The sequence below is a fragment of the Nonomuraea sp. B208 genome (assembly GCF_057536035.1).
Window position 1 is genome coordinate 104,637 of the sequence record NZ_BAAJOU010000008.1, and the last position, 25,955, is coordinate 130,591.

The 25,955-nt window shown below is 72.0% G+C and carries 24 protein-coding genes; 10 read left to right on the forward strand and 14 right to left on the reverse strand.

The features are described 5' to 3' along the window. Nucleotides 1-57: 57 nt before the first annotated feature. On the reverse strand, nucleotides 58-1,047 hold the full coding sequence (locus tag AC27IY_RS04060) for a substrate-binding domain-containing protein (protein ID WP_423471548.1): 990 nt from the start codon (nucleotides 1,045-1,047) through the stop codon (nucleotides 58-60). Between the two features lie 309 nt (nucleotides 1,048-1,356). Here AC27IY_RS04060 and AC27IY_RS04065 point away from each other — a divergent pair, with 309 nt between their 5' ends. Then, complete coding sequence (locus AC27IY_RS04065; RefSeq protein ID WP_487177153.1) at nucleotides 1,357-2,955, forward strand: pectate lyase family protein; 1,599 nt, start codon at nucleotides 1,357-1,359, stop codon at nucleotides 2,953-2,955. Between the two features lie 66 nt (nucleotides 2,956-3,021). Then, the gene (locus tag AC27IY_RS04070; protein ID WP_487177154.1) at nucleotides 3,022-3,495 is read left to right on the forward strand and encodes a hypothetical protein; all 474 of its coding nucleotides are present in this window, start codon (nucleotides 3,022-3,024) and stop codon (nucleotides 3,493-3,495) included. Here the strand turns inward: AC27IY_RS04070 and AC27IY_RS04075 are convergent. The 10 genes from AC27IY_RS04075 to AC27IY_RS04120 all read right to left on the reverse strand — a co-directional run bounded on the left by AC27IY_RS04075 (nucleotide 3,492) and on the right by AC27IY_RS04120 (nucleotide 15,512). Continuing rightward, nucleotides 3,492-4,457, reverse strand: coding sequence for a helix-turn-helix domain-containing protein (locus AC27IY_RS04075; protein WP_487177155.1), 966 nt, complete (start codon nucleotides 4,455-4,457; stop codon nucleotides 3,492-3,494). The two genes, AC27IY_RS04070 and AC27IY_RS04075, sit on opposite strands and share 4 nt — an antisense overlap. Nucleotides 4,458-4,508: 51 nt before the next feature. Further along, complete coding sequence (locus AC27IY_RS04080; protein ID WP_344206339.1) at nucleotides 4,509-5,228, reverse strand: SDR family NAD(P)-dependent oxidoreductase; 720 nt, start codon at nucleotides 5,226-5,228, stop codon at nucleotides 4,509-4,511. Continuing rightward, the gene (locus tag AC27IY_RS04085) at nucleotides 5,225-6,271 is read right to left on the reverse strand and encodes a 2,3-butanediol dehydrogenase (RefSeq protein WP_487177156.1); all 1,047 of its coding nucleotides are present in this window, start codon (nucleotides 6,269-6,271) and stop codon (nucleotides 5,225-5,227) included. Before AC27IY_RS04085 ends, AC27IY_RS04080 begins: the two co-directional genes overlap by 4 nt. After that, on the reverse strand, nucleotides 6,268-7,545 hold the full coding sequence (locus AC27IY_RS04090; protein ID WP_487177157.1) for an MFS transporter: 1,278 nt from the start codon (nucleotides 7,543-7,545) through the stop codon (nucleotides 6,268-6,270). The genes AC27IY_RS04085 and AC27IY_RS04090 overlap by 4 nt, the downstream gene beginning before the upstream one ends. Nucleotides 7,546-7,578: 33 nt before the next feature. Continuing rightward, on the reverse strand, nucleotides 7,579-8,112 hold the full coding sequence (locus AC27IY_RS04095; RefSeq protein WP_344206335.1) for a 2,4'-dihydroxyacetophenone dioxygenase family protein: 534 nt from the start codon (nucleotides 8,110-8,112) through the stop codon (nucleotides 7,579-7,581). A 115-nt stretch (nucleotides 8,113-8,227) separates the two neighbouring features. Beyond that, nucleotides 8,228-10,174: an ABC transporter ATP-binding protein/permease gene (locus tag AC27IY_RS04100; protein WP_487177158.1), complete on the reverse strand. Its 1,947-nt coding sequence runs from the start codon at nucleotides 10,172-10,174 to the stop codon at nucleotides 8,228-8,230. Nucleotides 10,175-10,258: 84 nt separating this feature from the next. Next, the gene (locus tag AC27IY_RS04105) at nucleotides 10,259-10,735 is read right to left on the reverse strand and encodes a (2Fe-2S)-binding protein (RefSeq protein ID WP_344206332.1); all 477 of its coding nucleotides are present in this window, start codon (nucleotides 10,733-10,735) and stop codon (nucleotides 10,259-10,261) included. Between the two features lie 17 nt (nucleotides 10,736-10,752). After that, on the reverse strand, nucleotides 10,753-13,062 hold the full coding sequence (locus AC27IY_RS04110; RefSeq protein WP_487177159.1) for a molybdopterin cofactor-binding domain-containing protein: 2,310 nt from the start codon (nucleotides 13,060-13,062) through the stop codon (nucleotides 10,753-10,755). After that, nucleotides 13,059-14,267, reverse strand: coding sequence for an oxygenase MpaB family protein (locus tag AC27IY_RS04115; RefSeq protein WP_487177160.1), 1,209 nt, complete (start codon nucleotides 14,265-14,267; stop codon nucleotides 13,059-13,061). The genes AC27IY_RS04110 and AC27IY_RS04115 overlap by 4 nt, the downstream gene beginning before the upstream one ends. A gap of 30 nt (nucleotides 14,268-14,297) precedes the next feature. Continuing rightward, on the reverse strand, nucleotides 14,298-15,512 hold the full coding sequence (locus AC27IY_RS04120; protein WP_423471562.1) for an oxygenase MpaB family protein: 1,215 nt from the start codon (nucleotides 15,510-15,512) through the stop codon (nucleotides 14,298-14,300). 159 nt (nucleotides 15,513-15,671) lie between these two features. Here AC27IY_RS04120 and AC27IY_RS04125 point away from each other — a divergent pair, with 159 nt between their 5' ends. Next, complete coding sequence (locus AC27IY_RS04125; RefSeq protein WP_423447226.1) at nucleotides 15,672-16,352, forward strand: TetR/AcrR family transcriptional regulator; 681 nt, start codon at nucleotides 15,672-15,674, stop codon at nucleotides 16,350-16,352. Between the two features lie 18 nt (nucleotides 16,353-16,370). On the opposite strand, the gene AC27IY_RS04130 is transcribed toward AC27IY_RS04125, so the two are convergent. Then, a complete protein-coding gene (locus AC27IY_RS04130; protein ID WP_487177161.1) occupies nucleotides 16,371-16,694 on the reverse strand; it encodes a hypothetical protein in 324 nt (107 codons plus the stop codon). 337 nt (nucleotides 16,695-17,031) lie between these two features. On the opposite strand from AC27IY_RS04130, the gene AC27IY_RS04135 reads away from it, so the two are divergent. The 3 genes from AC27IY_RS04135 (at nucleotide 17,032) to AC27IY_RS04145 (ending at nucleotide 19,679) form a co-directional block, all read left to right on the forward strand. Then, the gene (locus AC27IY_RS04135) at nucleotides 17,032-17,979 is read left to right on the forward strand and encodes an arabinan endo-1,5-alpha-L-arabinosidase (protein ID WP_487177162.1); all 948 of its coding nucleotides are present in this window, start codon (nucleotides 17,032-17,034) and stop codon (nucleotides 17,977-17,979) included. Between the two features lie 98 nt (nucleotides 17,980-18,077). Continuing rightward, entirely contained in the window at nucleotides 18,078-19,262 is a 1,185-nt protein-coding gene (locus AC27IY_RS04140; protein WP_487177163.1) for an MFS transporter, read from the forward strand. Nucleotides 19,263-19,316: 54 nt separating this feature from the next. Then, nucleotides 19,317-19,679, forward strand: a complete 363-nt coding sequence (locus AC27IY_RS04145; protein WP_344206315.1) for an anti-sigma factor antagonist — start codon at nucleotides 19,317-19,319, stop codon at nucleotides 19,677-19,679. A gap of 1 nt (nucleotide 19,680) precedes the next feature. On the opposite strand, the gene corA is transcribed toward AC27IY_RS04145, so the two are convergent. Together corA and AC27IY_RS04155 are read right to left on the reverse strand one after the other, a co-directional pair. After that, nucleotides 19,681-20,673 carry a magnesium/cobalt transporter CorA gene (gene corA, locus AC27IY_RS04150; protein ID WP_364455963.1) on the reverse strand — a complete coding sequence of 331 codons (993 nt, stop codon included), beginning with the start codon at nucleotides 20,671-20,673 and terminating at the stop codon, nucleotides 19,681-19,683. Nucleotides 20,674-20,702: 29 nt separating this feature from the next. Next, a complete protein-coding gene (locus AC27IY_RS04155) occupies nucleotides 20,703-23,048 on the reverse strand; it encodes a WD40 repeat domain-containing protein (RefSeq protein ID WP_487177164.1) in 2,346 nt (781 codons plus the stop codon). Nucleotides 23,049-23,256: 208 nt separating this feature from the next. Here AC27IY_RS04155 and AC27IY_RS04160 point away from each other — a divergent pair, with 208 nt between their 5' ends. The 4 genes from AC27IY_RS04160 to AC27IY_RS04175 form a co-directional block, all read left to right on the forward strand. After that, entirely contained in the window at nucleotides 23,257-23,748 is a 492-nt protein-coding gene (locus tag AC27IY_RS04160) for a hypothetical protein (protein WP_364455967.1), read from the forward strand. Nucleotides 23,749-23,784: 36 nt separating this feature from the next. Further along, nucleotides 23,785-24,198, forward strand: coding sequence for a hypothetical protein (locus tag AC27IY_RS04165; RefSeq protein WP_344206308.1), 414 nt, complete (start codon nucleotides 23,785-23,787; stop codon nucleotides 24,196-24,198). Between the two features lie 70 nt (nucleotides 24,199-24,268). Then, complete coding sequence (locus AC27IY_RS04170; protein WP_423471576.1) at nucleotides 24,269-25,123, forward strand: aldo/keto reductase; 855 nt, start codon at nucleotides 24,269-24,271, stop codon at nucleotides 25,121-25,123. 67 nt (nucleotides 25,124-25,190) lie between these two features. Then, nucleotides 25,191-25,955 (forward strand): hypothetical protein (locus AC27IY_RS04175; protein WP_487177165.1); only part of this gene is annotated, 765 nt, incomplete at its 3' end.

Consider the following 25,955-nt stretch of genomic DNA (forward strand, 5'->3'; position numbering starts at 1 on the left):
TTCCTACTTTCGATTGCCTGGGTCCTGGGCGCCCGGGTCGCGGGCGCCTCGGGACCCCTACTTCGTGGATGCCTGGGCGAACTCGCCCTCGCCGACGAACCCGGCCGCGTTGGCCTTGTCGATCAGCTCGGTGCCCGCGTCGATGGAGGCCTCGACCTGCTCGCCCTTCTGGACCTTGAGCACGGTCTCGATGGCCTTCGCGCCCAGGGAGATGGGGTCGTTGAGCGCGGTGGCGACGTACTGGCCGTCCGGGATCTGCTTGACCGCCTCCATGAGGCCGTCGACGCCGGAGACCAGGACGTCGTCCTTGCCGTTCTCCTTGAGGACCTGCAGCGCGCCGAGCGCCATGTCGTCGTTGTGCGCGTACACGGCGGCGACGTCGGGGTGCACCTGGAGCAGGTCCTGCATCGCGGTGACCGCCTTGGAGCGGACGTAGTCCGAGTACGGGCCCTCGACGATCTTGATCTTGTCGTTGCCCGCGACGGCCTCGTGGAAGCCGGCGCTGCGGTCGCGCGCGACCGCGCCGCCCGCGTCGCCGCGGATCTCGATGACCTTGCCGCCCTTGTCGCCGAGCGCCTCGCTCAGGCGCTTGCCGACGAGCGCGCCCATCGCCTTGTTGTCGCGCCCGACGTGGGCGACCGCGCCTTCGGGGACCGGCCGGTCCACGGTCACGACCTGCACGCCGGCCGCCTTGGCCGCGGCGATGCCCGGCTGCACGCCCTGGGGGTCGACCGGGTTGACGAGCAGCACGTCGACCTGGCGGGTGATCAGGTCCTGGATGTCGTTGTTCTGCTTGGTCACGTCGCCGCCCGCGTCGGCGAAGTAGAGCGTGGCGCCCGCCTCCTTGGCGGCGGCCTCCGCCCCCTCGCGCAGCTGCACGTAGAAGGGGGACTGCTGGGTCGCCTGGCTGAAGCCGATGGCGACGGGGCCGGCGGACTTCTGGTCGCCCGCTTCGGCGGACCCGCCGGGGTTCGAGGACACCGAGCAGGCGCTCAGCGCGGTGACCAGGAGGAGAGCAGGGATTGTGAGCAGCCGAAACTTACTCATAGGGGCCTCCGTATGTGACGTAGGTAACGCACCGTAAGTCGTGAATTAACCTCAGTGCAACACTTGAGCCGAAGATTGCTCATATGAGCAGAGTTGGGGTCCTTGCCCTGTTCGCCCGTTGACGATCACAGGCGTTTCCGCAGGTCACAGCTGCATCACCGATCGTACGCGAGGAGCGTGATGAAAGTTTCAGGGCGCATTGACACCTAGGAAAGCGCTTTCCTACCGTGTGGGGGCGATGCGCACGCGCTGGGGGGACCCGGACGCAGGCCCGACGGGCCTGCCGGACCAGCAAGGAGTTCGGCTGTGATGAGCAAGTTCGAGAGGGCCGTGGCCGGCCGTGGACCGAGGACGAGACGGGCGGTCGTGGCACGGCTCGCGGCCGCGCTGGCCGCGGTGACCGCCGCGGCCGCCGTCGGCGCGGCCCTGCCGGGCCTCCAGGCGTCGGCGGCGACCGGCACCGTCACCGGCTACGCCGCCGTCAACGGCGGCACCACCGGCGGCGCGGGCGGGCAGACGGTGCGCGCCACCACGGGCACCGCGATCCACCAGGCCCTGTGCAACCGGGCCAGCAGCAGCACCCCGATCACCATCCAGGTCGAGGGGACCATCAACCACGGCAACACCGCCAAGGTGTCGGGCGGAAGCTGCAACACCGCCGCCGGCGTGATCGAGCTCAAGCAGATCAGCAACGTCACGATCGTCGGGGTCGGCGGCGGTGCCGTCTTCGACCAGCTGGGCATCCACATCCGCGAGGCCAGCAACATCATCATCCAGAACGTGACCGTCAGGAACGTCAAGAAGTCCGGCTCCCCCACCTCCAACGGCGGCGACGCCATCGGCATGGAGAGCGACGTCCGCAACGTGTGGGTCGACCACGTCACGCTGGAGGCGTCGGGCGGCGAGGCGGAGGGCTTCGACGGCCTGTTCGACATGAAGGACAACGTCCAGTACGTGACGCTGTCGTACAGCACCCTGCGCAACTCCGGCCGCGGCGGGCTCATCGGCTCCAGCGAGAGCGACCGCTCCAACGGCTACGTCACCTTCCACCACAACCTGTACGAGAACATTGACTCCCGCACCCCGCTGCTGCGCGGCGGCATCGCCCACATCTACAACAACCACTACGTGAGCCTGCACGAGTCCGGCATCAACTCCCGCGCCGGGGCCCGCGCCAAGGTGGAGAACAACTACTTCGAGGACTCCAAGGACGTCCTCGGCACCTTCTACACCAGCGAGGCCGGCTACTGGCAGGTCGCGGGCAACATCTTCGACAACGTGACCTGGTCGAGCCCCGGCAGCGAGAACAACCCGGCCGGGCCGAACGTGCAGTCCAACACCTCCGTCAGCGTCCCCTACTCCTACGGCCTGGACCCGGCGAGCTGCGTGCCGGACGTCGTGCGGCGGACGGCGGGGGCCGGCAAGGGCCTGCAGGTGTCGAACGGCAGCTGCACGCCCCAGTCCCCCACGGCCTCACCCACGTCCTCGCCCACGTCGTCCCCGACGTCCAACCCCACGACGACCCCGACCACGTCGCCCGGCGGGACCAACCTCAGCATCGGGGCCGGCTCCGACGGCTCCAGCAAGGCGAGCGGCACGAGCTACGGCAACGTGCGCGACGGCGACCTGAGCACGTACTGGTCGCCGTCCGGCTCGACCGGCGACATCTCGATCAAGTGGGGCTCGGCCACGACGGTCTCCAGGGTCGTCATCCGTGAGGCGGCCGGCTCCTCGGGCGCCATCGGCTCCTGGCAGCTCCTCGACGCCGGCACCGGCGCGGTGCTGAAGTCGGGCAGCGGCGCGGGCACGATCACCTTCACCGCGACCTCGCTCACCAAGATCACCTTCAGGATCACCGGCGCGTCCGGCACCCCGAAGGTCGCCGAGTTCGAGACCTACGCCTCGTGAGGCGACCGGCCGGGGCGCGACGCCGTCCCGCCCCGGCCGGCGCTCTTCCGTGAGAGGCTACGGCGCATGAGGCGAAGATCATCCGCCATCCTGGCCGTCGCCCTGCTCGCGGCGAACGCCGTCGCCGCGACCGGCTGCGCCGCGTGCACCGTCGTCAAGGGCCCGCCCGTGAGCCCGCCGGCGGCCGGCGCGCCCGCCGACGCCGTGGTCCGGGCCTACCTGGCGGGCATCAGGGCACGCGACGCCGAGGTGGTCCGGGCCGTGACCGCGCCGTTCTTCCACCAGCGCTACCACGACTACTGGAGTGACCCGATCAGGAGCTGGATCGACGTGCGGGTGTCCGAGGTCGGCGCGCCGGCTCCCGACACGTACGGGCCCGGCGGCTATCGGCAGGTGCGGCGGGTCTTCGTGACCGTCGACGTCCGCCGCTGCAACGAGGAGCCGCCGAACGACGACCCGCACTACCCGTACACCTTCCTCCTCGGCAGGCAGTCGGACGCCGCCCCGTGGAAGATCATCGACATGGGCGGGCTGGGCTAGCGGGTCGCCTCCGCACGGGCCTCGCTCGGGGTGAGGCCGAAGCGGGACCGGAAGAGCCGGGCGAAGTGCGCCTGGCTGGAGAACCCCCACCGGTGCGCGACGTCGGCGATCGTCGTCTCCCGCGCCCCGGGCCCGGTGAGCTCCTGGTGCGCCCTGGCCAGGCGCCGCTCCGTGATGTGCCGGGCCGGGGTGCGCCCGGTCGGCTCGAAGATGCGCGCCAGGTGCCGTACGGAGATGCCCATGACCCCCGCCACCTGCGCGGCCCCGAGGCAGGGGTCGTGCAGGTGGCGTTCGATGTAGTCCTCGGCGACGATGAGCTGCGAACGGTAGGAGTCGGGCCGGGGCCGCCCGCCGGTGCGCTCCTCGGCGAGCTGCCTGAGCAGGTCGAGCACGGTCCGCTCGGCGCCCGTGGGGTCGTGGTCGCCGCGCAGCGCGGTCAGCCCGCCGAGCAGGGAGCCGAGCGCGGCCACGAGCGCGCCCTCCCGCGCCGTGCCGCGCCCGAACAGCATCGGCCCCGGCAGCCCGCCGCCCACGCACGTCCGCGCGAACAGCTCGCGCGGCACGTCCACGAGGATCTGCCGCATCGAGGAGGAGAACCCGAACAGGTAGGGCCGGCGCGTGTCGTAGACGACGAGCTCGCCCGCCGTGGCCGAGAGGCAGCCGTTCTCGTGCAGGAACACCGCCTCGCCCTTGAGCAGCAGGGTCGCGAACACCGAGTCCTTGGGCGCCGACCTGACGGTCTGCGGGCTGCGCTCGATCGCGTGGGCGTTGCCGGTGATGTCGGCGAGCCGCAGCCCGCCCAGCTCGATGTTGGTCTGCCTGGCCAGCAGGCCCTGCTCCGAGTACGAGGTGCAGGACAGGCCGACCAGCGCCTTGCGGTTGTAGTCCTCCCAGTAACCGATGCGCTCGGCGGGTTCGAGATGCTCGGTGGTGGCCTGGGAGATCACGGAGAGGGCGGACATGCGACCTCCTGATGTTCGTGCATGTCAGGGGGGCTTCAGCTTAGGCGAACGTCATCCGGCCAGGTAGCCTCCGTCGACGGGGACGACCGCGCCGGTGACGTACGACGCCGCCGCCGAGCACAGGAACGCCACCACCGTGGCGACCTCGCGCGGCCGGCCGAGCCGCCCGGCCGGGATGCGGGCCAGCACCTGGGCCTTGGCCTCGGGGTCGTCGAGGACGCCCCGCGCGAGCGGCGTGACCACGAAACCGGGCGCGACGGCGTTGACCCTGATGCCGTCGGCGGCGTACTCGGCCGCCAGCGACTTCGTGAGCTGCGAGACGCCGCCCTTGCTGGCGCTGTAGGCGGGCCGGTCCCTGCTGCCGGAGAAGGCGAACATGGACGAGACGTTGACGACGGCGCCGCCGTTCTCGGCCAGGGCCGGGCGGGCGGCCTGGCAGGCGACCATGGTCGCGGTCAGGTTGATCTCGATGACCCGCTGCCAGCGCGCGAGGTCGTACTCCTCACGGTCGTGGCTGACGCCCGCGCAGTTGACCAGGGCGGCCAGCGGCTCCCCCGCCGACAGCAGATCGGCCAGCCCCGCCCGGTCCAGGACGTCGTGCTCGACGACGCGGACGCGGGGGTGGTCCGGCAGGTCGGCGGGGTCGGCGGGCGGCAGGCCGAGCGCGGTCACCTCGGCGCCCAGCTCGGCGAGGAGCACGGCCGTGGCCGCGCCGATGCCGGACGTGCCGCCGGTCACGAACGCCCGCCTGCCCGCGAACTCCCCGCTCATGGCCGCTCCCCCGGTCGTACCAGCACCTTGACCTCCTGCTCCGGTCCGCGCAGCAGCGCCTCGAATCCGTCCCTGACCACGTGTTCCAGGGGGATGACGGAGGTGACGACGGCGCTCAGGTCCTCGCCCTCCTCGGCGACCATCCGGATCAGCTCCGGATAGACGTCGCGGTATCCCACGCTGGTCATGATCGTCTGCTCGTCGTTCACCAGGGCGAAGGCGTCCAGCGTGACGGCGCCGGTCAGCCCGAGGAACATCACCCGCCCGCCGCGCCGGGTGGCCGCCAGGGAGGCCCGCAGGGTGTCCGGCGAGCCGACCGCCTCGAACGTCACGTCCGCGCCCTCGTCGCCCACCAGGCCGGCGAGGTCGGGGCCGGTCGCGGAGGCGCCCAGGCGGAGGGCCAGCTCACGGCGGGCCGCGGACCGGTCGGCGGCGACCACGCGGCCCCCGTGACGGGCCGCGTTCCGGGCCGCGAACCTGGTGACGAGCAACCCGATCGGGCCGAGCCCGAGCACGGCGACGCTCTCGCCGGGCCGGATCGCGGCCCGGCGCACCGCGTGCAGGGCGACGGCGGCCGGCTCGAACACCGCCGCCTGCTCCAGGGAGACCTCCTCGGGCAGCCGGTGCAGCATGTACGCCGGCACGGTGGCCCGCTCGGCCAGCCCGCCGTGCCCCATGAGCCCGGCGAACCCGAAGTGCCGGCAGATGTTGTACTCCCCCGCCCGGCAGCGCGGGCAGCGTCCGCACCGGTAGTGCGGCTCCACCGCCACCCGGTCGCCGGGGGCGAGGCCGGTGACGCCGTCGCCGGTCTCGCTGACGGTCCCGCAGAACTCGTGGCCGAGGACGAGCGGCGCGGCCACGCCGGACTCCGGGTGCGGGTCGCCGACGGGGACGGCGTGCGGGCCGTCGGCGTACTCGTGCAGGTCGCTGCCGCAGATCCCGCAGTAGGCCACCTCGATCGTCACCTCGCCGGGGCCGGGCGGCCGGACCGGGACGTCCTCGACGCGGACGTCCCCGGCCCCGTGCCAGACGGCCGCCCTCATGCCGCGCTCCCGTCCGGCACGGCGGCGGCGCGGCGGCGCAGCACGGCGGGAGCGGTCTCCTTCAGCGCGAAGCAGAGCGCCACCACGGCCACGGCGCCGCCCGCCGCGATGAACATCGCGGCCTGCAGCCCCCACTGGTCGGAGGCCCAGCCCGCGACCATCGGCCCGAGGAACCCGCCGGCCAGCTCGCCCACGCCCATGATCACGCCCAGCGCCGTGGCCAGCGCCGCGCGCGGCACCGTCTCGGCCGGGATCGTGGCCATGAACAGCGTGAAGCAGCCCAGCCCGGTGTAGGTGACCACCATGATCGCGCCGAGCAGCACGGGGCTCTCGACGTAGACCACGGCGAGCGGGCAGCACACCGCCAGCACCGTGAACCCGATGAGCGCCGGCTTGCGCCCGATCCGGTCGGAGATGGCCGGGGTCGCGAACCCCCACAGCACCCACGCCACGCCGAGGCAGGTCATGACGCCGCTCATGGTGCCGGGGTCGAAGCCCTTGACCTCGGTCAGGTACGTCGGGGTGAAGGTGATGATGGTGACGAACCAGGTGAGGTAGCAGCAGGCGATGAGCATGCAGACGACGATGTTGCGCAGCCTGAGCACCTCGCGCAGCGGCACCTTGACCGCCGCCGCCCGCTGCTCCTGAGGAGCCTCGGCGAGCGTACGCGGCGACTTCTCGCGGACGAACCGCCAGATGAGCGCGGCGACGACCAGGCCGGGGATGATCGTGACGTAGAACGCGACCCGCCAGTTCCAGGTCTCCGCGATCCACACCACGACCAGCGGCGCCACGATGCCGCCGAGCAGCCCCGCCGACGAGCCCTGGAGCAGGCCCATGTTGAAGCCCCGGCGGCTCTCCCTCGACGCCTCGACCATGAGCGACTGCGCCATCGGCAGCACCGCGCCCTCGGCCGTGCCCATGAGCGCCCGCGCCGCGAGCAGCCCGGCGAAGCCGCCCATCAGCCCGGACGAGGCGGAGAACAGCGAGAACAGCACCACGGCCGCGACCAGGATCGGCTTGCGCCGGCCGAGCGCGTCCGACAGGCGGCCGGCGAACATGCCGGCCAGCGCCCAGGTGAGCGCGAGCACGCCGGACAGCGTGCCGAGCTGGGAGTTGGACAGGCCGAACTCCGCGTCCATGTACGGCGCCAGGAACGACAGCGCCTGACGATCGAAGAAGACGAACCCGAACGACAGGAAGAGGATGACGAGGAGGCGGTTCTCGTACCGGTCGGCCGCTCGGGAGCCGGCCGCGACGGTGGTGTCGGTCATGACGATCTCACTTAGGGGGTGTGCGCCGGGGGCTCAGCGGAACAGGGAGTTGACGTAGTCGGCGCCGATCCCGACCTTCTCGTAGTGCTCGCGGCACATCTTGATGTAGTCGTGGACGTCGAAGAACCCGTCGGGCTCGCCGTTCTCGTCCAGCCAGATGAGCGGGCCCTTGACGATGAAGAACGTCTTCATCGGCTCGCCGCTGTCGTAGGCGACCAGCGTGTGGCCCTCGCCCGGGGCCTCGTAGACGAAGTCGCCCGCGGTGGCCGTCCAGGGCCGCTCCAGGTAGCCCCACTTGCCGGAGATCGTGTACGCGAACACCTCGTGCGGGTGGTAGTGCCGGTTGACCAGCCCCGCCTCCTTGGCCCGCAGGATGTCGGCCCAGCTGTTGTCCTTGACGTTGATCCACAGCGGCCGGGAGCCGACGGTGTCGGTGAACGGCACGTAGTAGCGGTCGTCGTCGGTGGCGACGTCGGACAGGTAGACCTCGGGGAGGGCGTCGGGCCGGAAGGAGTTCTCGATCGGCCTGAGGTCCTTCCAGAACTCACCGGTGGGCATGTCGGGCATGTGAACGGCCCCTTTCGTGGCGTGTTTCCCGGAAGTGAATCCCGGAGGGGCCGACGCCGTCTTTCCCGAAGCAGACCTCACCACTTGCAGATTTCGGACATTCCTCCCTGCGTGATCACGGGTGTGCCGGGCTGGAGGGCCGGCCGAGGGAGTCGCCGTCGTCGGCGCTCACCGGCGTGACGTGCCACTCGCCGTCGCCGAGCAGCCGGAGCTCCTGGGCGTGGTGCCGGTCGACGGTCGAGCGGTGGCTGACGCTGACCACGATCGTGCCGGGCAGCCGGGTCCGCACCAGCCGGTAGAGGACGAGCTCCAGGCCCTCGTCCAGCGCCGAGGTCGCCTCGTCGAGGAAGACCACCTTCGGCCCGGTCAGCAGGATCCGGGCGAACGCGACCCGCTGCTGCTCCCCCGGCGACAGGATCTTGGCCCAGTCCTGCACCTCGTCGAGCCGGTCGGCGAGGTGCGACAGCGCGACGTCGCGCAGGGCGGCGCGCAGGGTCTCGTCGTCGGTGCTGCCCTCCTTGCCCGGATAGGTGACGACGGCGCGCAGGTCGCCGAGCGGAACGTACGGCAGCTGCGACAGGAACATGGTCTCGTTGGCCCCGCCGGGACGGGTCAGCGTGCCGCTGGTGAACGGCCACAGCTCGGCGAGGCTGCGCAGCAGCGTGGTCTTGCCGGTGCCGGACGCCCCCGTGACGACCAGCGTGTCGCCCTCCTCCAGCCGCAGGTCGAGCGGGTCGATGAGCCGCCGCCCGTCCGGCGTGCGGACCTCGACGGCCGTCAGCTCGACCTCGGTGCCGGCGCTCGGCCGGGTCGTCACCTCCGGCAGCGCCCTGGCCTCCTCGTTGGCGACGACCAGGCCGTGCAGCCGGATGATCGCCGCCCGGTAGCCGGCGAAGGCGTCGTAGGCGTTGCGGAAGAACGACAGGCCGCTCTGGATCTCGTTGAACGCCGACGCCGACTGCGTGAGGTCGCCGAGGCGGATCTCGGCGGCGAACAGCCGCGGCGCCTGGAGCACGTAGGGCAGGGGCACGATGCTCTGGCTGATCGCGAGGTTCCAGCCGTTGAAGCCGATGGTCCGGTTCAGGTAGCGCTTGTAGTTGGCGACGACGGGGGCGAACAGCCGCCGCAGCCCCGTGCGCTCGGCGATCTCGCCGCGGTAGAAGGCGACCGCCTCGGCGGCGTCGCGCAGGCGGACCAGGGCGTAGCGGAAGGCGGCGTTGTACTTCTCGTTCCTGAAGGCCAGCCAGATGATCGGCCGGCCGATCCAGAACGCGACGACGGAGGCGAACAGGACGTAGACCAGCCCGATCCAGAACATCGCCCGCGGGATCTCCAGCCCGAACAGCACGAGCCTGCCCGACAGGTGCCACAGGATCGCGGTGAACGACACGATCGAGATGACCGCCGAGATCGCGCCGAACAGCAGCGTCCCGGCCGTCCCCCCGTTGCTGGGCAGGTTGGGCAGCGGCCCGTAGCCGGCGGTGAGCACGTCGATGTCGGACTGGATGCGCTGGTCGGGGTTGTCGATCGTGTCGTCGATGAACCGCGACCGGTAGTAGGCCTTCCCGTCGAGCCAGTCGCCGGTGAGCCGGTCGGTGAGCCAGGCCCGCCAGGCCAGCACGAACCGCTGGAGCAGGAACAGGTCCAGCAACAGCCGGCCGATGTGGACGGCCGCGAGCACGCAGAAGATCCAGAGCGACGTCCAGAAGCCCTGCTCGCCCGAGTTCCGCACCGGGACCTTGCCGGTCGCGATGCCCTGGACCGCGACCTGGAGGCTGGAGAGCATGTCGTTGCCCTGGTAGCTGAACAGCACGTCCAGCCGGACGCCGGTGACCACCGACAGCAGCAGGGCGCCGAGCCCGAGCCAGACCTTGACGCTGTCGCGGCCGGTGAAGTACGCGCCGGTGATGCGCCAGAACTGCCGTCCCCACGTGGTGGTGAGGCCGATGAGGACGAGGACGCCGAGCGTGCACACCGCGGCGATCGCCCAGGCCTTGGCGATCCACAGCAGCGAGATCCAGAGCTCGGAGCTCCAGTCGAGCGTCGGGGTGAACAACTCCATTCCGGAAACGTATACGTACGGAGAGTGACGGGCGCGCGGAAAAGCCCAACTCGCGGCAGGAGTCGCCCAGCCGGTCCTCTGCCGTCACATGTTTTCTGCGCCCTTCCTGATGGCCTGGCGGATGCGGACGTAGGTGCCGCAGCGGCAGATGTTACGGATGCCGTCGAGGTCGGCGTCGGTGATCGTACGGCCCTCCGCGGCCACCCGGTTGACCAGCGCCACGGCGGCCATGATCTGGCCGGGCTGACAGTAGCCGCACTGCGCGACGTCGTGCTCCAGCCAGGCCCGCTGCATGGGGTGCAGCTCCTGGCCGACCGTGGCGGGCAGGCCCTCGATGGTGGTGACCTCGTCGGTCGGCCGCAGGTCCTTGACGGGGATGGCGCAGGGGTTGACCGCCTTGCCGTTGAGGTGGCTGGTGCAGGCCTTGCAGACGTTGATGCCGCAGCCGTACTTCGGGCCGGTGATGCCGAGGACGTCGCGCAGCACCCACAGCAGGCGTACGTCGTCGGCGACGTCCACGGTGACCTGCTCGCCGTTGACGCGGAAGGTGTGTTCGGGCACTCCTGGGGCTCCTCGGTTCAGCGGGCGTGGTCGAGGCCGTCGGTCGGGGACGGCGGGACCGGCGGGACGGTGGGCTTGGGGGTGAAGGAGAGCGTGCCGTGGTTGATCGGGAACGTGGTGGGCATCGTGCCGGTCGCGCGGCCGTAGGCGCAGGCGACGGCGGCCATCGACGCGGCCACCCCCAGCTCCCCCGCGCCGCCCGGCTGCTCGGACGTGCTGGGCATGACGATGACCTGGAGGTCGAGCGGGGTGTTCCACTGCCGGGTGTAGAAGTAGTTGTCCCAGCTCGCCTCCAGGAAGTAGCCGTCGCGCAGGTGCAGGCTGGAGGTGAGGGCCAGCGCGATGCCGTCGGAGACGCCGCCCATCATCTGCGCCTCCAGCCCGCGCGGGTTGACGGCGAGCCCGACGTCCACGGCGAAGACGACCTTGGTGACGCGGGGGCCGGTCACGGCGTCGCGGACGGTCCTGTTGACGGTCTCGGGCCGGCAGTCGATCTCCACGAGGCAGGCGCTGACCGATTTGTACTCAGCGTGGAAGGCGATGCCCTGCGCGGTGCCCGGTGCCATCGCGCGGCCCCAGCCGCCCGCCTCGGCCGCCCGCGCCAGCACCGCCCGCGCGCGGTCGTCGCGCAGGAAGGAGTGCCGGAACCGGTACGGGTCCTTGCCCATCCGCGCCGCGAGCTGGTCCACGACGAGCTCGCGGGCGCAGGTGACGTCGGGCGAGTAGACGTTGCGCATGCTGCCGGTGTTGAAGTCCTTGTCGGTCTCGGCGAGCAGGTGGCCGGCGGCGCCGAAGTCGTACGACATGGCCTGGCTGAGGTGGAAGAACGTCTGGGAGAAGCCGACGTCGCCGACGGGGAGCCGGGCGGCCAGGGCGGTGAAGATCTCGCCGAGCCCGTGGCCGAGGTCGGTGGAGACGCTGGTGTGCCGCTGCTTGTAGCTGAGCACCGTCTGGCCGAGGTAGGCGGCCCTGACCCGTGAGGTGGCCATCGGGTGCACGCGGCCCTGGCGGGCGTCGTCGGCGCGGTGCCACATGAGCTTGACCGGCTTGCCGATCTTCTGCGACACCTCGGCGGCCTCCAGGGCGGCGTCGAAGAAGAGCTTGCGGCCGAAGGAGCCGCCGCCCTCGGTGACGTGCACGGTGACCTTGCCGACGGGCAGGCCGAGCTTGGCGGCGATGGCCTGCTGGGCGACGATCGGCGACTTCAGCGCCGACCAGATCTCGGCGCGGCCGGGCCGTACGTCGGCGATCGCGCAGTTGGGCTCCAGCGCGCTGTTGCCGCGGAAGTGGAAGGTGAACGTGGCCTCGACGGTCGGCGTCGGCGGCCTGAGCCCGAGCGGCAGCTCCGCGGCGGCCAGCTCGCGCAGCACGCTCTCGTCGGACTTGCCGGCCGCGGTGCCGGGCTTCCAGGTGACCCGCAGGGCGCGTACGGCGTCGATGCACTGCCCGAACGTCTCGGCGCGCACCGCCACGCCGGTGGCGATGACGACGGCGTCGGTGACGCCCGGCATGGCGCGGACCTCGGCGAGGTTGCTCACGGATGCGACCTTGCCGTTGATGGTCGGCGCGCGGCAGACCATGGTCGGCTTGGCGTCCGGCACGTCGAGGTCCATGGTGAACTTCTTGCGCCCGGTCACCGCGGCCAGCGCGTCGACCCGGTTGTGCGGCCGGCCGATGACGGTGAAGCCGGCACGCGGCGCGAGCTCCACGGTGACCTGCCGGGTGCGGCTGCTCGCGGCCTTGGCGGCGAGCGCGCCGATGTCGAGCCGGCGCCCGGACGGGCCGACGACCGCTCCGCCCTCCAGCCTCAGCTCCCCGGCGGGCGTCCCGAGCTCGGCCGCGGCCGCCTCAAGCAGCCGCAGCCGGGCGACGGAGGCGGCGACCCTGATCGGCGTGTACGTCGAGACGGTCGTGTTCGAGCCGCCGGTGAGCTGGTTGAACAGCAGCTCGGGCCGGGCGTCGGCGAGCGTGACGCGGACCCGCTCCAGGGGCACGGCCAGCTCCTCGGCGATCAGCATGGCCGTGGAGGTGGTGATGCCCTGCCCGACCTCGGCGCGCGGCAGCGCGAAGGAGACCATGCCGTCCGTGCCGACCTCGACCGAGATCAGGTTCGAGGTCGGCAGGGCGGCCGCGGTCATGACGTCGTTGAGGTCGATGAGCTCGGTGAGGTCGGGCGAGGGCAGCCCGGCCGCCGCCGCGGTCTCCGGGGAGACAGCGGCGGCGGGTGCCGAGGGGACGAGCTCGGCGGCGGCCACCAGGGTCGGCGCCGCCACCACGTAGCCGAGGAACCGGCGGCGCCCGATGGCCTCGTCGGCCGGTCCGGTCATGTGCCGGGGCGGTTGGTCGTCGGGATCTCGATCTTGGTCTCCTTGCCCTTGGTGAGGAAGAACAGGATGTACTGCCGTACGGCCTCGTCGATGACCCAGGCGATCGAGGGCACCAGCGGCAGCGGGATGAGCCCCTCGCGGAACCTGACCAGCTTCGGCCAGGCGGAGCTGATCAGCGGGTCCCACACCGGCTCGCGCCGGATGCCGTCCCAGTCGGCCACCTGGTCGCCGACGAGGTAGCGGGCGAGCGCGTTGCACAGCGGCCGGCTGACGCTGCCGGGGCTCGTCTGCTCGGCGAGCTGGCCCAGCAGGATGTCGGTCAGCTCCACGCCCTCGGGCGTCGGGCCCATGTTGCGGGGCAGGATCTGGTCGGACTGGGCGTTGGCGGCGTCCCAGGTCATCGGGATGTACTCGTCCCTGATGCCGAGCATGTGCGCGGTCACCTGCCACACGTGCAGGTACGCCGCCGACTCTGCGGGCTTGATCGGCACCTGCCATTCGAGCATCTTGCGCATGGCGTAGGTCGGCAGGGTGTGCCAGGTGACGAGCATGTCCTCCTGGCTGATGGGGATGTCGCCGCCCCAGTGCGGCGACTGCTGGAGCAGGTGCCGCACCGCCGCGTGCACCAGCCGGGTCTTGACGGACTGGACGATGCACGTGCCGTCGGGCCGGTAGGCGTTGAGCGCCCCGACGGCGAAGCCCAGGAGGCTCGTCTTGGCGACGCGGTCCTCCATGTCGGCCCCGCCCTTGGAGTAGTAGACGGCGCGGGCCTCCTTGGGGATCGCGGTGCTCAGCATGCCGCCGCCGACGCCGTTGAGCAGGTTGAGGTAGAGGCCGCGCGACTTGTTGAAGGTGGCCGCGGTCTCCAGCTTGGCGCGGTCCGCCCACGGCGGCAGTTGCCTCGCCTTCTCGATGAAGGCGACGAGGTCGGCCGGCAGGCCGTCGGGCAGGGGCTGGTCGTTGCGGTTCCAGTCCCAGAGCAGCCGGTTGACCTCGGGGACGGCGCCGCGGTCGAGCAGCGAGGCGACGAGCGGGTCGGCCTCCTCGTCCCAGACCCAGCGCGGGTCGAGGCCCGCTCCGGTGCCCGCGACCGAGCCCGTGGGCGACCAGGTCCACGCGTGCGCCGGGCTCGCGATGCTCAGGGCGCCCATCGCCCCGAGGGCGCCGCCCGTGATCAGCATCTTGCGCCTGCTCAGATCCGCCATGGGCGGGAGCTCCTTTCCTCGGTCCTCACCTCAGGAGGGGCGGTTGCTGTCCGGGATCTCGATGCTGATCGGCCGCGCCTCGGACAGGAAGAGCAGGGCCGCCTTGCGAAGGAACTCGTCGAAGAGCCAGTACGCCTCGGGCGCCAGCGGGAACGGCAGCAGGCCCTCGCGGACGGCGATGAAGGGCCCCCAGGCGACCTTGAGCAACGGGTCCCAGATGGGCTCGCGGCCGATCTTCAGCCAGCCCGCGATCTGGTCGCCCAGCATGAAGCGGGTGAACGCGCCGAGAATGGGCTTGCTGAGGATGCCCGCGTCGACGGACGAGCCGAGGTTGAGCAGGATGTCGGCGAGCTTGATGCCCTCGGGCGTCGGCGCCAGGATCGGGGTGAGCACCTGCGCGGCCTGGCTGTTGGCCTCGGCCCAGGAGGCGGGGATGTACTCGTCCTTGATGCCGAGCATGTGCGCGCCCACCTGCCAGGAGTGCAGGAACGCCGCGGACTCGTTCGAAGGGATGGGCACCTTCCAGGCGACCAGCTTCTGCATGACGGTCGTGGGCAGGCTGTGCCAGGTGACCATCATGTCGCGCTGGCTGATGGGAATCTCCTCGTCGGCGACCTGCGACCAATAGGGCGACTGCGGCAGCAGGTGCCGCACCGCCGCGTGCACCAGCCGGGTCTTGACGGCCGTGACGATCATCTCGCCGTCGGGGCGGTAGGCGTTGGTCGAGCCGATGTCGTAGCCGAGCTTGGCGGTCTTGGAGATGCGGTCCTTCATGTCGGCGCCGCCCTGCGAGTAGTAGACCGCGCGCGCCTCCTTGGGGATGACCGTGCTCATCATGCCGCTGGCCAGGCCGTACAGGACGCCCAGGTAGAGCCCGCGTTTCTTGTTGAACTCGACGGCGAGGTCGAGTTTGCCCTGGTCCGCCCACGAGGGCAGCTGCCGGGCGCGCTCCATGAAGTCGCGCAGGTCCGCGGGGAGGCCGGCCGGGAGCGGCTGGCCGTTCTTGGTCCAGGTGCGCAGCAGCGTGTTGACCCGGGTGACGTCGCCGCGGTCGAGCAGCGAGGCGACGAGCGGGTCGGCCTCCTCGTCCCAGACCCAGCGCGGGTCGAGGCCCGCTCCGGTGCCGGCCACCGATCCGGTGGGCGACCAGGTCCACGCGTGTGCCGGGCTCGCGATGCTGAGCGCGCCCACCGCGCCGAGCGCGCCACCCGCTTTCAGAATGTTGCGCCGGCTGAGTCCGTCCATTGCCGCTGTTCCTCCTTCTCCCGAGGCCGGGGGGAGTGCCTTCTGATACGGTGAAACAACGTACGATTCTGCGTATCATCAGAGCACACCGTGACGGACATCACAAGACCGCGACCGCGGCTGTTGGCGCGTGAGGCAGAATCAGGACAGGAGGTGATCGTGGAATCTGTGCTGTCCGGCCTCTCGACGCCGTCCGAGTCGGAGTCGTTGCTGGAGCGCGCCTACCTTGATGCGGTCGAGCAGGTCGGCGACACCGACGAGCTGCGCGGGCGCATCCTCGACGCGGCCTACGAGCAGTTCAGCCGCATGGGCATCCGCCGCTCCACGATGGAGGACGTCGCCCGGCGGGCGAAGGTCTCGCGGATCACCGTCTACCGGCGTTTCGCCACCAAGGACGCGCTGGTCGAGGACGTGGTGCGGCGCGAGTTCCGCCGCTACTTCGACCAGTTCCTCATCGACATCGAGCGCGCCGGCACCCCCGCCGAGCGGGTGGTCCTGGGCTTCGTGAGCTCCCTGCGCGCGATCCGCGGCAACCCGCTGATCGGCGGGCTGATCGACGTGGAGCCCGACCTGCTGGTCCCCTCCATGGTCAGCGACGGGGGACGGACGCTCGCCGTCGTCCGGCAGTTCGTCGCCGGCCAGCTCCGCCGCGAGCAGCGCGCCGGGAACGTGCGCGCCGACCTCGACATCGACCTCGTGGCCGAGCTCATGGTCCGGGTGTCGGCCTCCTTCCTGGCGATCCCCAGCGAGATCGTCGACCTCGACGACGACGCACAGCTCGCCTCCGTGGCCAGACGCTTCCTCGTCCCGATGCTGCAGCCGCCGCCCGACGGGGAGTGACGCGGGCGGCCCGGTTCTCTACACGGGTCGCCGGCGATCAGTGCTCCAAATCCTGCTTTGTGTATTCTCGCGCCGTTCGATCGAGGCGCCCCCTTGCACAAGAAAATCCAGGAGACCGCCCTGATGCCTCCAGAGGCTCTCTCCCTCCGAGATGCCGACCACCCAAGATTCCGGATCCCCTGACGTCTCCCAGAAGCAGACATCGCCGTTCTGCGTCGATCCCCACGGGATTATTCCGCCGGGCTCCGGATAATGCGCGATGAACTGCTCGCCCAGGACCTGGCCGTTGTCGTCGATCACATCCAACTCTTCATCGTCGGGTGGGCCGAGAGCGTCGAGCATGCCAAGAATGCTCTGACGCATTTGATCGAGGGACCGATGAGATTTTCAGAAGCAGCAAGTGTGGCCGTCTGTCATCCGCTCTCAAGCGTGGGGTTCACGGCGGCAGCGTAAAGACAATAGGCCCCTGGGTGGTGCAGCGGGAGAGCTTCGTCCATGAAACTTTCGGCCCGTGCGTGGCGGGCGGTATCCGGTGTGACCTCGGGCGGGGCACCGAGCCGGCGGGGCGGCCGGGTCCGCTGGATTGACCGCGCCCGGCGAGGCTCCTAGCGTCGGCCCTGCCCCGGACCTCACACAGATGGGTGGAGTCATGAAAACCGCTCAGTCAATCCGGCGCGGAATGTTAGCGCTAACATCGGTGGTGGCGTTGCTGCTCGGGCTCGCCCCGGCGGGGTACGCCGCCGCCTACCCCGGCCCCGGCGTGGTGACCGGCGACATCGGGGTGCACGATCCCTCGGTGGCCCGCCGGCCCGGCGGCGGCTACCTGCTCGCCCACACCGGCGACAACATCGCGCTGAAGACCTCCGCCGACCGCACCGCCTGGCGCAACGCCGGGGTCGTGTTCCCGAACGGAGCGCCCTGGACGACCTCCTACACCGGCGGCAGCCGGAACCTGTGGGCGCCGGACATCTCCTACCGCAATGGCAAGTACTACCTGTACTACTCGGCCTCCACCTTCGGCTCGAACAACTCGGCGATCTTCCTGGCCACCAGCACCACCGGCGCGTCCGGCTCGTGGACGAACAACGGGCAGGTCATCTCGACCAGCTCCTCCAGCACCTACAACGCGATCGACCCCAACCTGCTCGTGGACGACCAGGGGCGCTGGTGGCTGAGCTTCGGCTCGTTCTGGACCGGCATCAAGCTGATCCAGCTCGACCCGGCGACCGGCAAACGGCTCGACAACACCGTGCGCGGCATCGCCCAGCGGCCCGGCAGCACCGCGGTCGAGGCGCCGTACATCTACAAGCACGGCGGCTACTACTACCTGTGGGTGTCCTTCGACGCCTGCTGTCGTGGCGCGGCCAGCACGTACCGGGTCATGGTGGGCCGCTCGGCCAGCGTCACCGGGCCCTACCTCGACCGCAACGGCGTGGCGATGACCTCGGGCGGCGGCACCCAGGTGCTGGCCGGGCACGACTCGGTGCACGGGCCCGGCCACCAGGCGGTCTTCGGTGACGTCGACGGCGACATCCTCGTCTACCACTACTACGCCGACAACGGGACGGCACTGCTCGGCATCAACAAGATCGGCTACGACGCGGCCGGCTGGCCGTACGTCTACTGATTCTGAGGGCAGGCGGGGCGGTTTGTCCCCGTTAGTATTCATTCGTACGCCGATGCCCACGCCTGCCCCCCGGAGAGCCCTCGTTGATGGACCTTGCCATGCGCCGGCGCAGGCACGCCCTGTTCCTGCTGTTCTTCCTGCCGGGCATCGCGATGGCCTCGTGGGTGACCCGCACCCCCGACATCCGCGACCGGCTGGAGGCGTCCACCGCGCAGATGGGCTGGATCCTGTTCGGCCTGTCGCTGGGCTCCATGATCGGCATCCTGCTCTCCGGGCGCTTCACCTCCCGGTACGGCACGAGGCCCGTCATCGTCACCGGCTCCCTGGCGATCATCGCGAGCTTGGCCGTCATCAGCGCCGGCGTCCTCCTGGCGTCCGTGCCGCTGGTCACGGCCGGCCTGGCCGCGTTCGGCGCGGGCATCGGGGCCGGTGACGTCGCCGCGAACGTGGACGCCACCGACGTCGAACGTGCCACCGGCGTCACGACGATGCCCACCCTGCACGGCTGCTTCAGCCTCGGCACCGTCGTCGGCGCCTGCGCGGGCATCGCGGCCACCGCCGCCCGCCTCCCCGTCCACTGGCACCTGGCCGCCATCACCCTGATCTCGCTCGCGATCTTCCTGTACGCCGCCCGCTCCGTCCCCGCGGGCACCGGAGTCGGGACGCCCGGCGAGGCCGGGGAGTCCGGTCCTCGGCCGGCGGTGTGGAAGGACGGCAGGCTGCTGCTGATCGGCGCCATCGTGCTGGCCATGGCGCTCGCCGAGGGCGCGGCCAACGACTGGCTGCCGCTGCTCATGGTGGACGGGCACGGCCTCGGCACCGCGGCCGGGTCCCTCGTCTACGCCGGGTTCGCGGCCGCCATGACCGTCGGCCGGTTCGGCGGCGCGTACTTCCTCGGCCGGTTCGGCCGCACGGCGGTCATCCGCGCCAGCGCCGTCTCGGGGGCGCTCGGCCTGCTCCTGGTGATCTTCTCCGACAGCGCCCTGCTGGCCGGGGCGGCCGTGCTGCTCTGGGGGCTCGGCGCGGCGCTGGGCTTCCCCGTCGCGCTGTCGGCCGCCGGGGAGAGCGGGCCCGACGAGACCGCCCGCGTCAGCCTGGTGGCCGTCATCGGCTACATCGCCTTCCTCGTCGGCCCGCCCGGCCTCGGCTTCCTCGGCGAGCACTGGGGGCTGCGCACGGCCATGCTCGTGGTGCTCGCCTTCGTCGTCTCCGCCGTCTTCCTCGCTCCCGCCGTGGACACCAGCAGCCGCCGTCCGTCGCCGCGTGACCTGCCTGTTCGATAACGATCGCCCCGACCCCTGATGCCGGGCGGGACCGCGACCACTACGATGACAGCCATGATCGCGCAGGACGGTGAGAGCGACCGGCCGAGGAGCCTCACCCTGACCTCCAGGGTCGTCGACGACATCACCGTGATCACCGTCGACGGGCTGCTCGACGCCACCACGCGCGAGGAGTTCGCGGAGTTCCTCTCCCAGGCCGGCCCTTCGCTGATCCTCGACCTGGCCGGGGTGACGTTCATGGACTCGCGCGCCCTGGGGCTGATCGTGCACCGCTGGCAGACGGCGCTCTCCTCCGGCGGCGGGTTCGCGCTCATCGGCGTCGACTACGCCCGCGCCCGGGTCATCTGGATCACCGGCCTCGCCGACCGCCTGCCGCTCCACGGCAGCCTGGAGGAGGCCCTGGCCGCCCTCGCCTGATTCACAGCCAGCCGCTCCTGCGCAGCAGCCGGAACACCACGAGCACCGCCACCGCCATCGTGCCCAGGCACAGCGGGTAGCCGTACGCCCAGTGCAGCTCGGGCATGTGGTCGAAGTTCATGCCGTACACACCGGCGATCAGCGTGGGGACGGCGATGAGGGCGGCCCACGAGGAGATCTTGCGCATGTCGGCGTTCTGCTGCATGGCGACCTTGTTCTGCTCGCTGCCGACCAGCGCCAGGTGGGCGCTGAGCGCGCTGGACAGCAGCTCGTTGTGCTCGTCCACCTTGCCGTCCACCCGCAGCAGGTGGTCGAGGACGTCGCGGAACAGCTCCCGGTTGCTCGCGCACAGCTCCACCCGGCCCTTGACGATCTCCTCCAGGACCGGGATGAGGGGGTCCTGCGCGGTACGGAACTCCAGCACCTCGCGCTTGAGCGAGTAGATGTCCTCGGTCACGTCGGACTGCTCGCCGCTGAACACGCGCCGCTCCAGCGCGATGAGGTCGTGCTCGACCTCGTACGAGACCAGGGAGTAGGTGTCGACGACCGCGTCGCAGATCGCGTACATGACGCCCGCCGGGCCCGCGGCCAGCAGGTCGGGGTCCGACTCCACGCGCCGGCGCACCCCCTTCAGCGGGTTGGCGCCGCCGTGGCGGACGGAGATGACGAAGTCGTGGCCGAGGAACAGGTTGATCTCGCCGACCTCGATGTCGGAGGTCTCCTCGACGTACAGCAGCGTCTTGAGCACCACGAACAGGGTGTCGTCGTAGCGTTCGAGCTTGGGCCGCTGATGGGCCTTGATGGCGTCCTCCACCGCCAGCGGGTGCAGCCTCACCTCGCTGCTGATCAGGTCGAACTCCTCCTGCGTGGGCTCGTGCAGGCCGATCCACAGGAAGCTGCCGCCCCGGGCGCGGGCGGCGCTCCAGGCGTCGCTGATGTCGCCGGTGATGGTCTCGCGCGTGCCGTCGCGGTAGATCGCCTTGTCCACAATCACAGCGAGCATTCTCGCGCGGGCCGCCAGGGTCAGGGACAGAGGTCCCGCCGGTAGGGCCGGCCGGGGACGCGGGCGGACCATTCGGCGGGCGTGAGGGTGCGGGCCGCCTGGGCGCAGGCCGTGGTGACGGGGTCGGCGGCGAGGGCGGCGGTGTCCCACCGCCACAGGGCGTAGGAGTCCCCGCGCACGTCGGCGCGGTCGGTGGCGGCGGCCAGCAGGGCGCGCCCGTCCGGGGCGAAGGCCAGCGCGGCCACCGCGCCCCGGTGCCCGGCGAGCGGCGGGCCCAGCGGGCGGCCGGTGGGCGCGTCCCAGAGCCGGACCGTACGGTCAGCGCCGCCGGTGGCGAGGACCGTGCCGTCCGGCGCGAAGGCCACGGCGTCCACCGGTCCCGCGTGGCCCGCGAGGAGCAGGCCGCGCCCGGTGCCCACGTCCCACACCCGCGCCGTGCGGTCCGCGCCCCCGGAGACCAGCGTGGGCGGGGTGGAGGGCGCGAAGGCCAGGGCGGTGACGACGCCCGTGTGGCCGGTGAGCTCGGCTCTGCGGCGGCCGGTGGCCACGTCCCACACCAGGACGGGGCCGGCCGGCGTGCCCACCGCGAGCAGCGCGCCGTCGGCGCTGAACGCCGCCACGACCGGCTCGCCCTCCCCCGCCAGCGTCCGCCCCGGCGCGCTTCCGTCCAGGGTCCAGACGCGTGCCTCGCTGCCGGAGACCGCGGTGGCGAGGAGCCGGCCGTCGGGGCTGAAGGCGAGCGGCCGTCCCGTGACGGGCGGCGCGCCGGCGGGCCCGCCGCGGATCGTGACGTCCCGGCCGTGGGCGGGGTCGTCGAGTCCGGAGGCGGCCAGCGTCCGGCCGTCGCGGCTCAGGGCGAGGGCGTCGACGGGGGTGTCCTTGCGGATCGCCAACAGCCCGCCGGGCAGGGGCCGGCCCGGCGCGTCCCAGGACCGTACGGACCCGGTGTTCCAGGACCAGAGCCGGCCGGGGCCCGGGCGGGTGGCGTCGTACGGCTGGACCACCAGCCGCGTCCCGTCGGCGCTCAGCACCGCGCGGGCGCCGGGCCCGGACACGGGCCGGTCGGCGGGGGCGGGGCCGGGCAGGGTGAGGAGGCGGGCGCGGGCGCGCGGGAGGCGCCACAACCGTACGGTGGCGTCCGCGCTCGCGCTGGCCAGCGTGGCGCCGTCCGGGCTGAACGCGACGGCGGTCACCGCGCCGATGTGGCCGGTCAGGGGGTCGCCGAGCGGCGCGCCGGTGGCGGCGTCCCAGAGGCGGACCGTGCGGTCCCCGGAGGCGGTGGCCAGGATCGCGCCGTCCGGGCTGAACGCGACCGCGGTGACGGGCCCCGCGTGCCCGGTCAGGGGCCGGGCGGCGGGGCGGCGGGTGGCGACGTCCCAGAGCTGGGCCTGCTCGCCGCCGGTGCTCGCGGCGAGCAGGCGGCCGTCGGGGCTGAACGCGAGCGCGGCGCCCTCATCGGCGGCCCGGCCGGCGGCCCCGTCAGCGGCCCCGTCAGCGGCCCCGTGAGCGGCCCCGTCGGCGGCCGGCCGCAACGGGTCGCCGGTCAGCAGGCCCGACGCGGCGTCGAAGAGGCGGACGGGGCCGCCGAAGTAGGCGACGGCCAGCAGCGTCCCGTCCGGGCTGAACGCGACCGGCCCCGGCGTGCCCTCCAGCGTGCGCAGGGCGGCGACGGGCGCGGCGGCGGCCGGGTCCCAGAGCCTGGACTCCTCCAAGCGCGTCCGGGTGGTGGCGAGGAGCGTGCCGTCCGGACGGTACGCGGCCCAGGAACGCGACGACCTCCTGGTCTCGCCGCCGATGCGGCGTGCGCGGGTGGCGGTGTCGAAGAAGTGCACCCGCCCCCAGCTGTCGGCCACGGCCAGCTCGCGGCCGTCGGGGCGGTAGGCGAGCGCCGTTCCGCTCGCGCCGTCGTCGCCGGGGATCGGCCAGGTCACGGGGGCGAGGCTCCTGGCGTCCCAGACGCGCAGCAGGTCGTCGCGGCCGGAGGCGGCGACGTACGCGCCGTCCGGGCTGAACGTCACGGCGTCCACGTCGGACGGGAAGCCGCGCAGCACCGCCAGCTCGGGCCGGGCCACGGCGGCGCGGACGGCGGCGCGCGTCCACGGCGACGGCGGCACGATCCTGGCGGCGGCGACGGCGAGCAGCCGGGCGGTCCGAGGATCGGTCACGGCCAGGCTCGCGCTCTCGGCCATGAGCGCCCGGCTGAGCGCGGCGTCCCGTGCGGCTTCGGCGCGCTCACGCTCACCGGTGGCGGTCGTGGCCCGTACGAGCAGACCGGCCGTCAGCACCACGAGGACGGCGACCGCCACGCCCAGCACGACGACCTGCCGACGGCGGCGGTCCTGTTCCGTGAGCGGGACGCGGGCCATCGCGGACCTCCACCACGCGCCGACGGGAGCCACCCGCCACGGTAGACCAGCCCATCGGAACGCTCCACCCCTCTTAGCCGGACATGGCACCACATGCACTGTTAGCCGGAATCAAGGCGTTCGCAGGCGATTGCTACGGGTCGGCAAGCGGCTTGAAATCGGTCCCGCGCATTCTGTGGTCACCGCCTCCCCAGGAAGGACGCTCCCCATGACCGCCACCCGCGCCCTCGCCGCCCTCGCCGTCACCGCCACCTCCGCCGCCCTCCTGATGACCCCGGCCGCCGCCCAGGCCGCCGCCACGCAGCCCACCGCCGCCCAGTCGGCTCCCATCACCTGGGGCCCGTACTACGCGCCGGGCAAGGCGGCCAAGGCCGCCGGCAAGCTGACCGCCACCGGCGAGGACCACGCCGACCTGCCCACCGCCGACGTCGTCACGATCTCGGGCACGATCCAGGACTCCACGAAGTCCGCCTCCTGCGGCTGGGCCGTCTTCCGCGTCACGTACCGCTCCGGCAGCAACCTGCCGAACAGGAACCACTGGGTGCGCGACTGCTCCTACCGCACGCCGAAGCACTTCTCCGTCAAGCACCACGACGTCTACCAGGTCGAGCTCAAGGTCTGCACCGAGGCCAAGGCCGCCAAGCCGTCGCTGAACTGCCTGTACGCCGGCACCTGGAAGACCCTCTACCTGTCCAAGTGAGGCGTGGGACGGCCACCTCCGGGTAGCCGCAGGAACGTGAATCACGACGGAGAGACACGGCGCTTCGCCTTCGCCTTCGAGGACCGGTACCGGCCGCTGCTGCGCCTGCTGGGCATCAGACCGGACACCTGCGAGCTGACGCTCAGCGCGGACGTGCTGCGGGTCCGGTTCGGGCCGTGGGTGGTGCTGTCGCCGCGCGCGAACGTGGCCGGCGCGGAGCTGTCGGGGCCGTACTCGGCGATCAAGGCGATCGGGCCGCACCTGTCGCTCGCGGACGGCGGCCTCACCTTCGGCAGCAACACCCGGCTGGGGGTGTGCATCCGCTTCCGCCGGTCGGTGTCGGGCAGCGAACCGCTCGGCGTGCTGCGCCACCCCGCGCTGACGGTCACCGTCGAGGAGCCCGCCAAGCTCCTCGACGAACTGCGGGCCACCCAACGGGCCGCCCAATAGACCGCCGCGTGAGCGCCGGGCTTGACCTGGAGCGCGCTCCAGCGGACAGGGTGGTCCCATGCACAACGCCATGAGGACCCGTACCCTCGGAAACCGGCAGGTCGGAGCCATCGGGCTCGGCGCCATGCCGATGTCGGTGGCCGGTCACATGCCGGACGAGGACCAGTCGATCCGTACCATCCACGCGGCCCTGGACGCCGGTGTCACGCTCATCGACACGGCGGACGCCTATACGCCCTCCCACACGGACGTGGGCCACAACGAGCGGCTGGTCGCCCGCGCCCTGTCCCTGTGGCCGGGCGACGCCGCCGCCGTGCTCGTCGCGACCAAGGGCGGCCACACCCGGACGCCCGGCGGGTGGGACGTGGACGGCAGCCCCTCCTATCTCAAGCGGGCCTGCGACCGCTCGCTGAAGGCTCTCGGCGTGGACGCCATCGGCCTCTACCAGCACCACCGGCCCGACCCGAAGGTGCCGTACGAGGAGACGATCGGCGCGCTGAAGGACCTGCACGACGCCGGCAAGATCCAGTTCGCCGGGATCTCGAACGCCGACCCCGCGCAGATCAGGCTCGCCCACGCCGTCCTCGGCGACCTGCTGGTGAGCGTGCAGAACGAGTTCTCGCCGCGCTTCCGCTCCAGCGAGCCCGAGATCGACGTGTGCGCCGAGCTCGGCATCGCCTTCCTGCCCTGGTCGCCGCTGGGCGGGATCGGACGCACCGGGGAGCTGAGCGGCCACCCCGCCTTCCACGCGATCGCCGGCGAGCGCGGCGTCTCGCCGCAGCAGGTCTGCCTCGCCTGGGAGCTGGCCCGCAGCCCGGTCGTCATCCCGATTCCGGGGGCGAGCCGCCCGGAGACCATCCTCGACTCGGTCGCGGCGGCGGAGCTGGAGCTCACGGAGGAGGAGCTGGCCCGGCTCAGCGCTTGATCGACTTCGCTCCGGACCGCCGATAGGGTGAGCGCCCGACCTCCGCTCACCCCCTCGGAAGTGTCCCGTGCCGTCTCGCCGCTCCGCCCTGCCCGCCCTGATCGTGACGGGCCTCTACGTCGCCGCGGTGGCGGTGGCCGTCGTCGTCGCGACGGCCACCGGCGACCTTGCGCCGCTGTGGCGGCTGACGATCATGCGGGATCCCGACGCCGGCGAGACGGGCTCCGACGTGCTGATCGCCGCCCTGACCGCCGTCCCCTGGGTGTGGGCGCTGTGGCAGGTCCTGCGCGGTCCCCTGGAGACGGCGCCTCGCGACGAGGAGGAGCCGAGGGTCCGGCGGGCGCGGTTCTCCCTGTACGCCGCCGCGGCCACCACGCTGCTGCTCCACCCGATCCCGACGCCGTGGCCGGGGTGGGCGGAGGTGATCAGCGCGCTGTCGATGTGGGCGGTCGTCGTGCTGATCCACCCGGTGCTGGTCCGCCCGGTGCTGCGGCCCCGGCTCAAGGGGGCGGAGCTGATCAGGAGCGCGGGCGCGCTGGGGTTCGGGGGCACGACGGTCGTCGCGCTGCTGGACTTGACCGGCCTGCCCGACATCGGCCTGCTCTACCTGGTGATCGCGGTGGCGACCCTGGTCTGGACGGTGCTGGTGCTGCGGGCGCAGCGTGACGACGACGGCCGCTGGCGTCCCGGCACGGTCGCGTACGGCATCGCCGCCCTGGTGACGCCGTGGCTCGGGCTGCTGGTGCCGGCCGTTCTCGCGATGTCAGGCACGCCGGTCGAGTCGGGCTGGACCCTCATCGGCGGCATCGGGGCGCTCGCCGGGGCGCTGCAG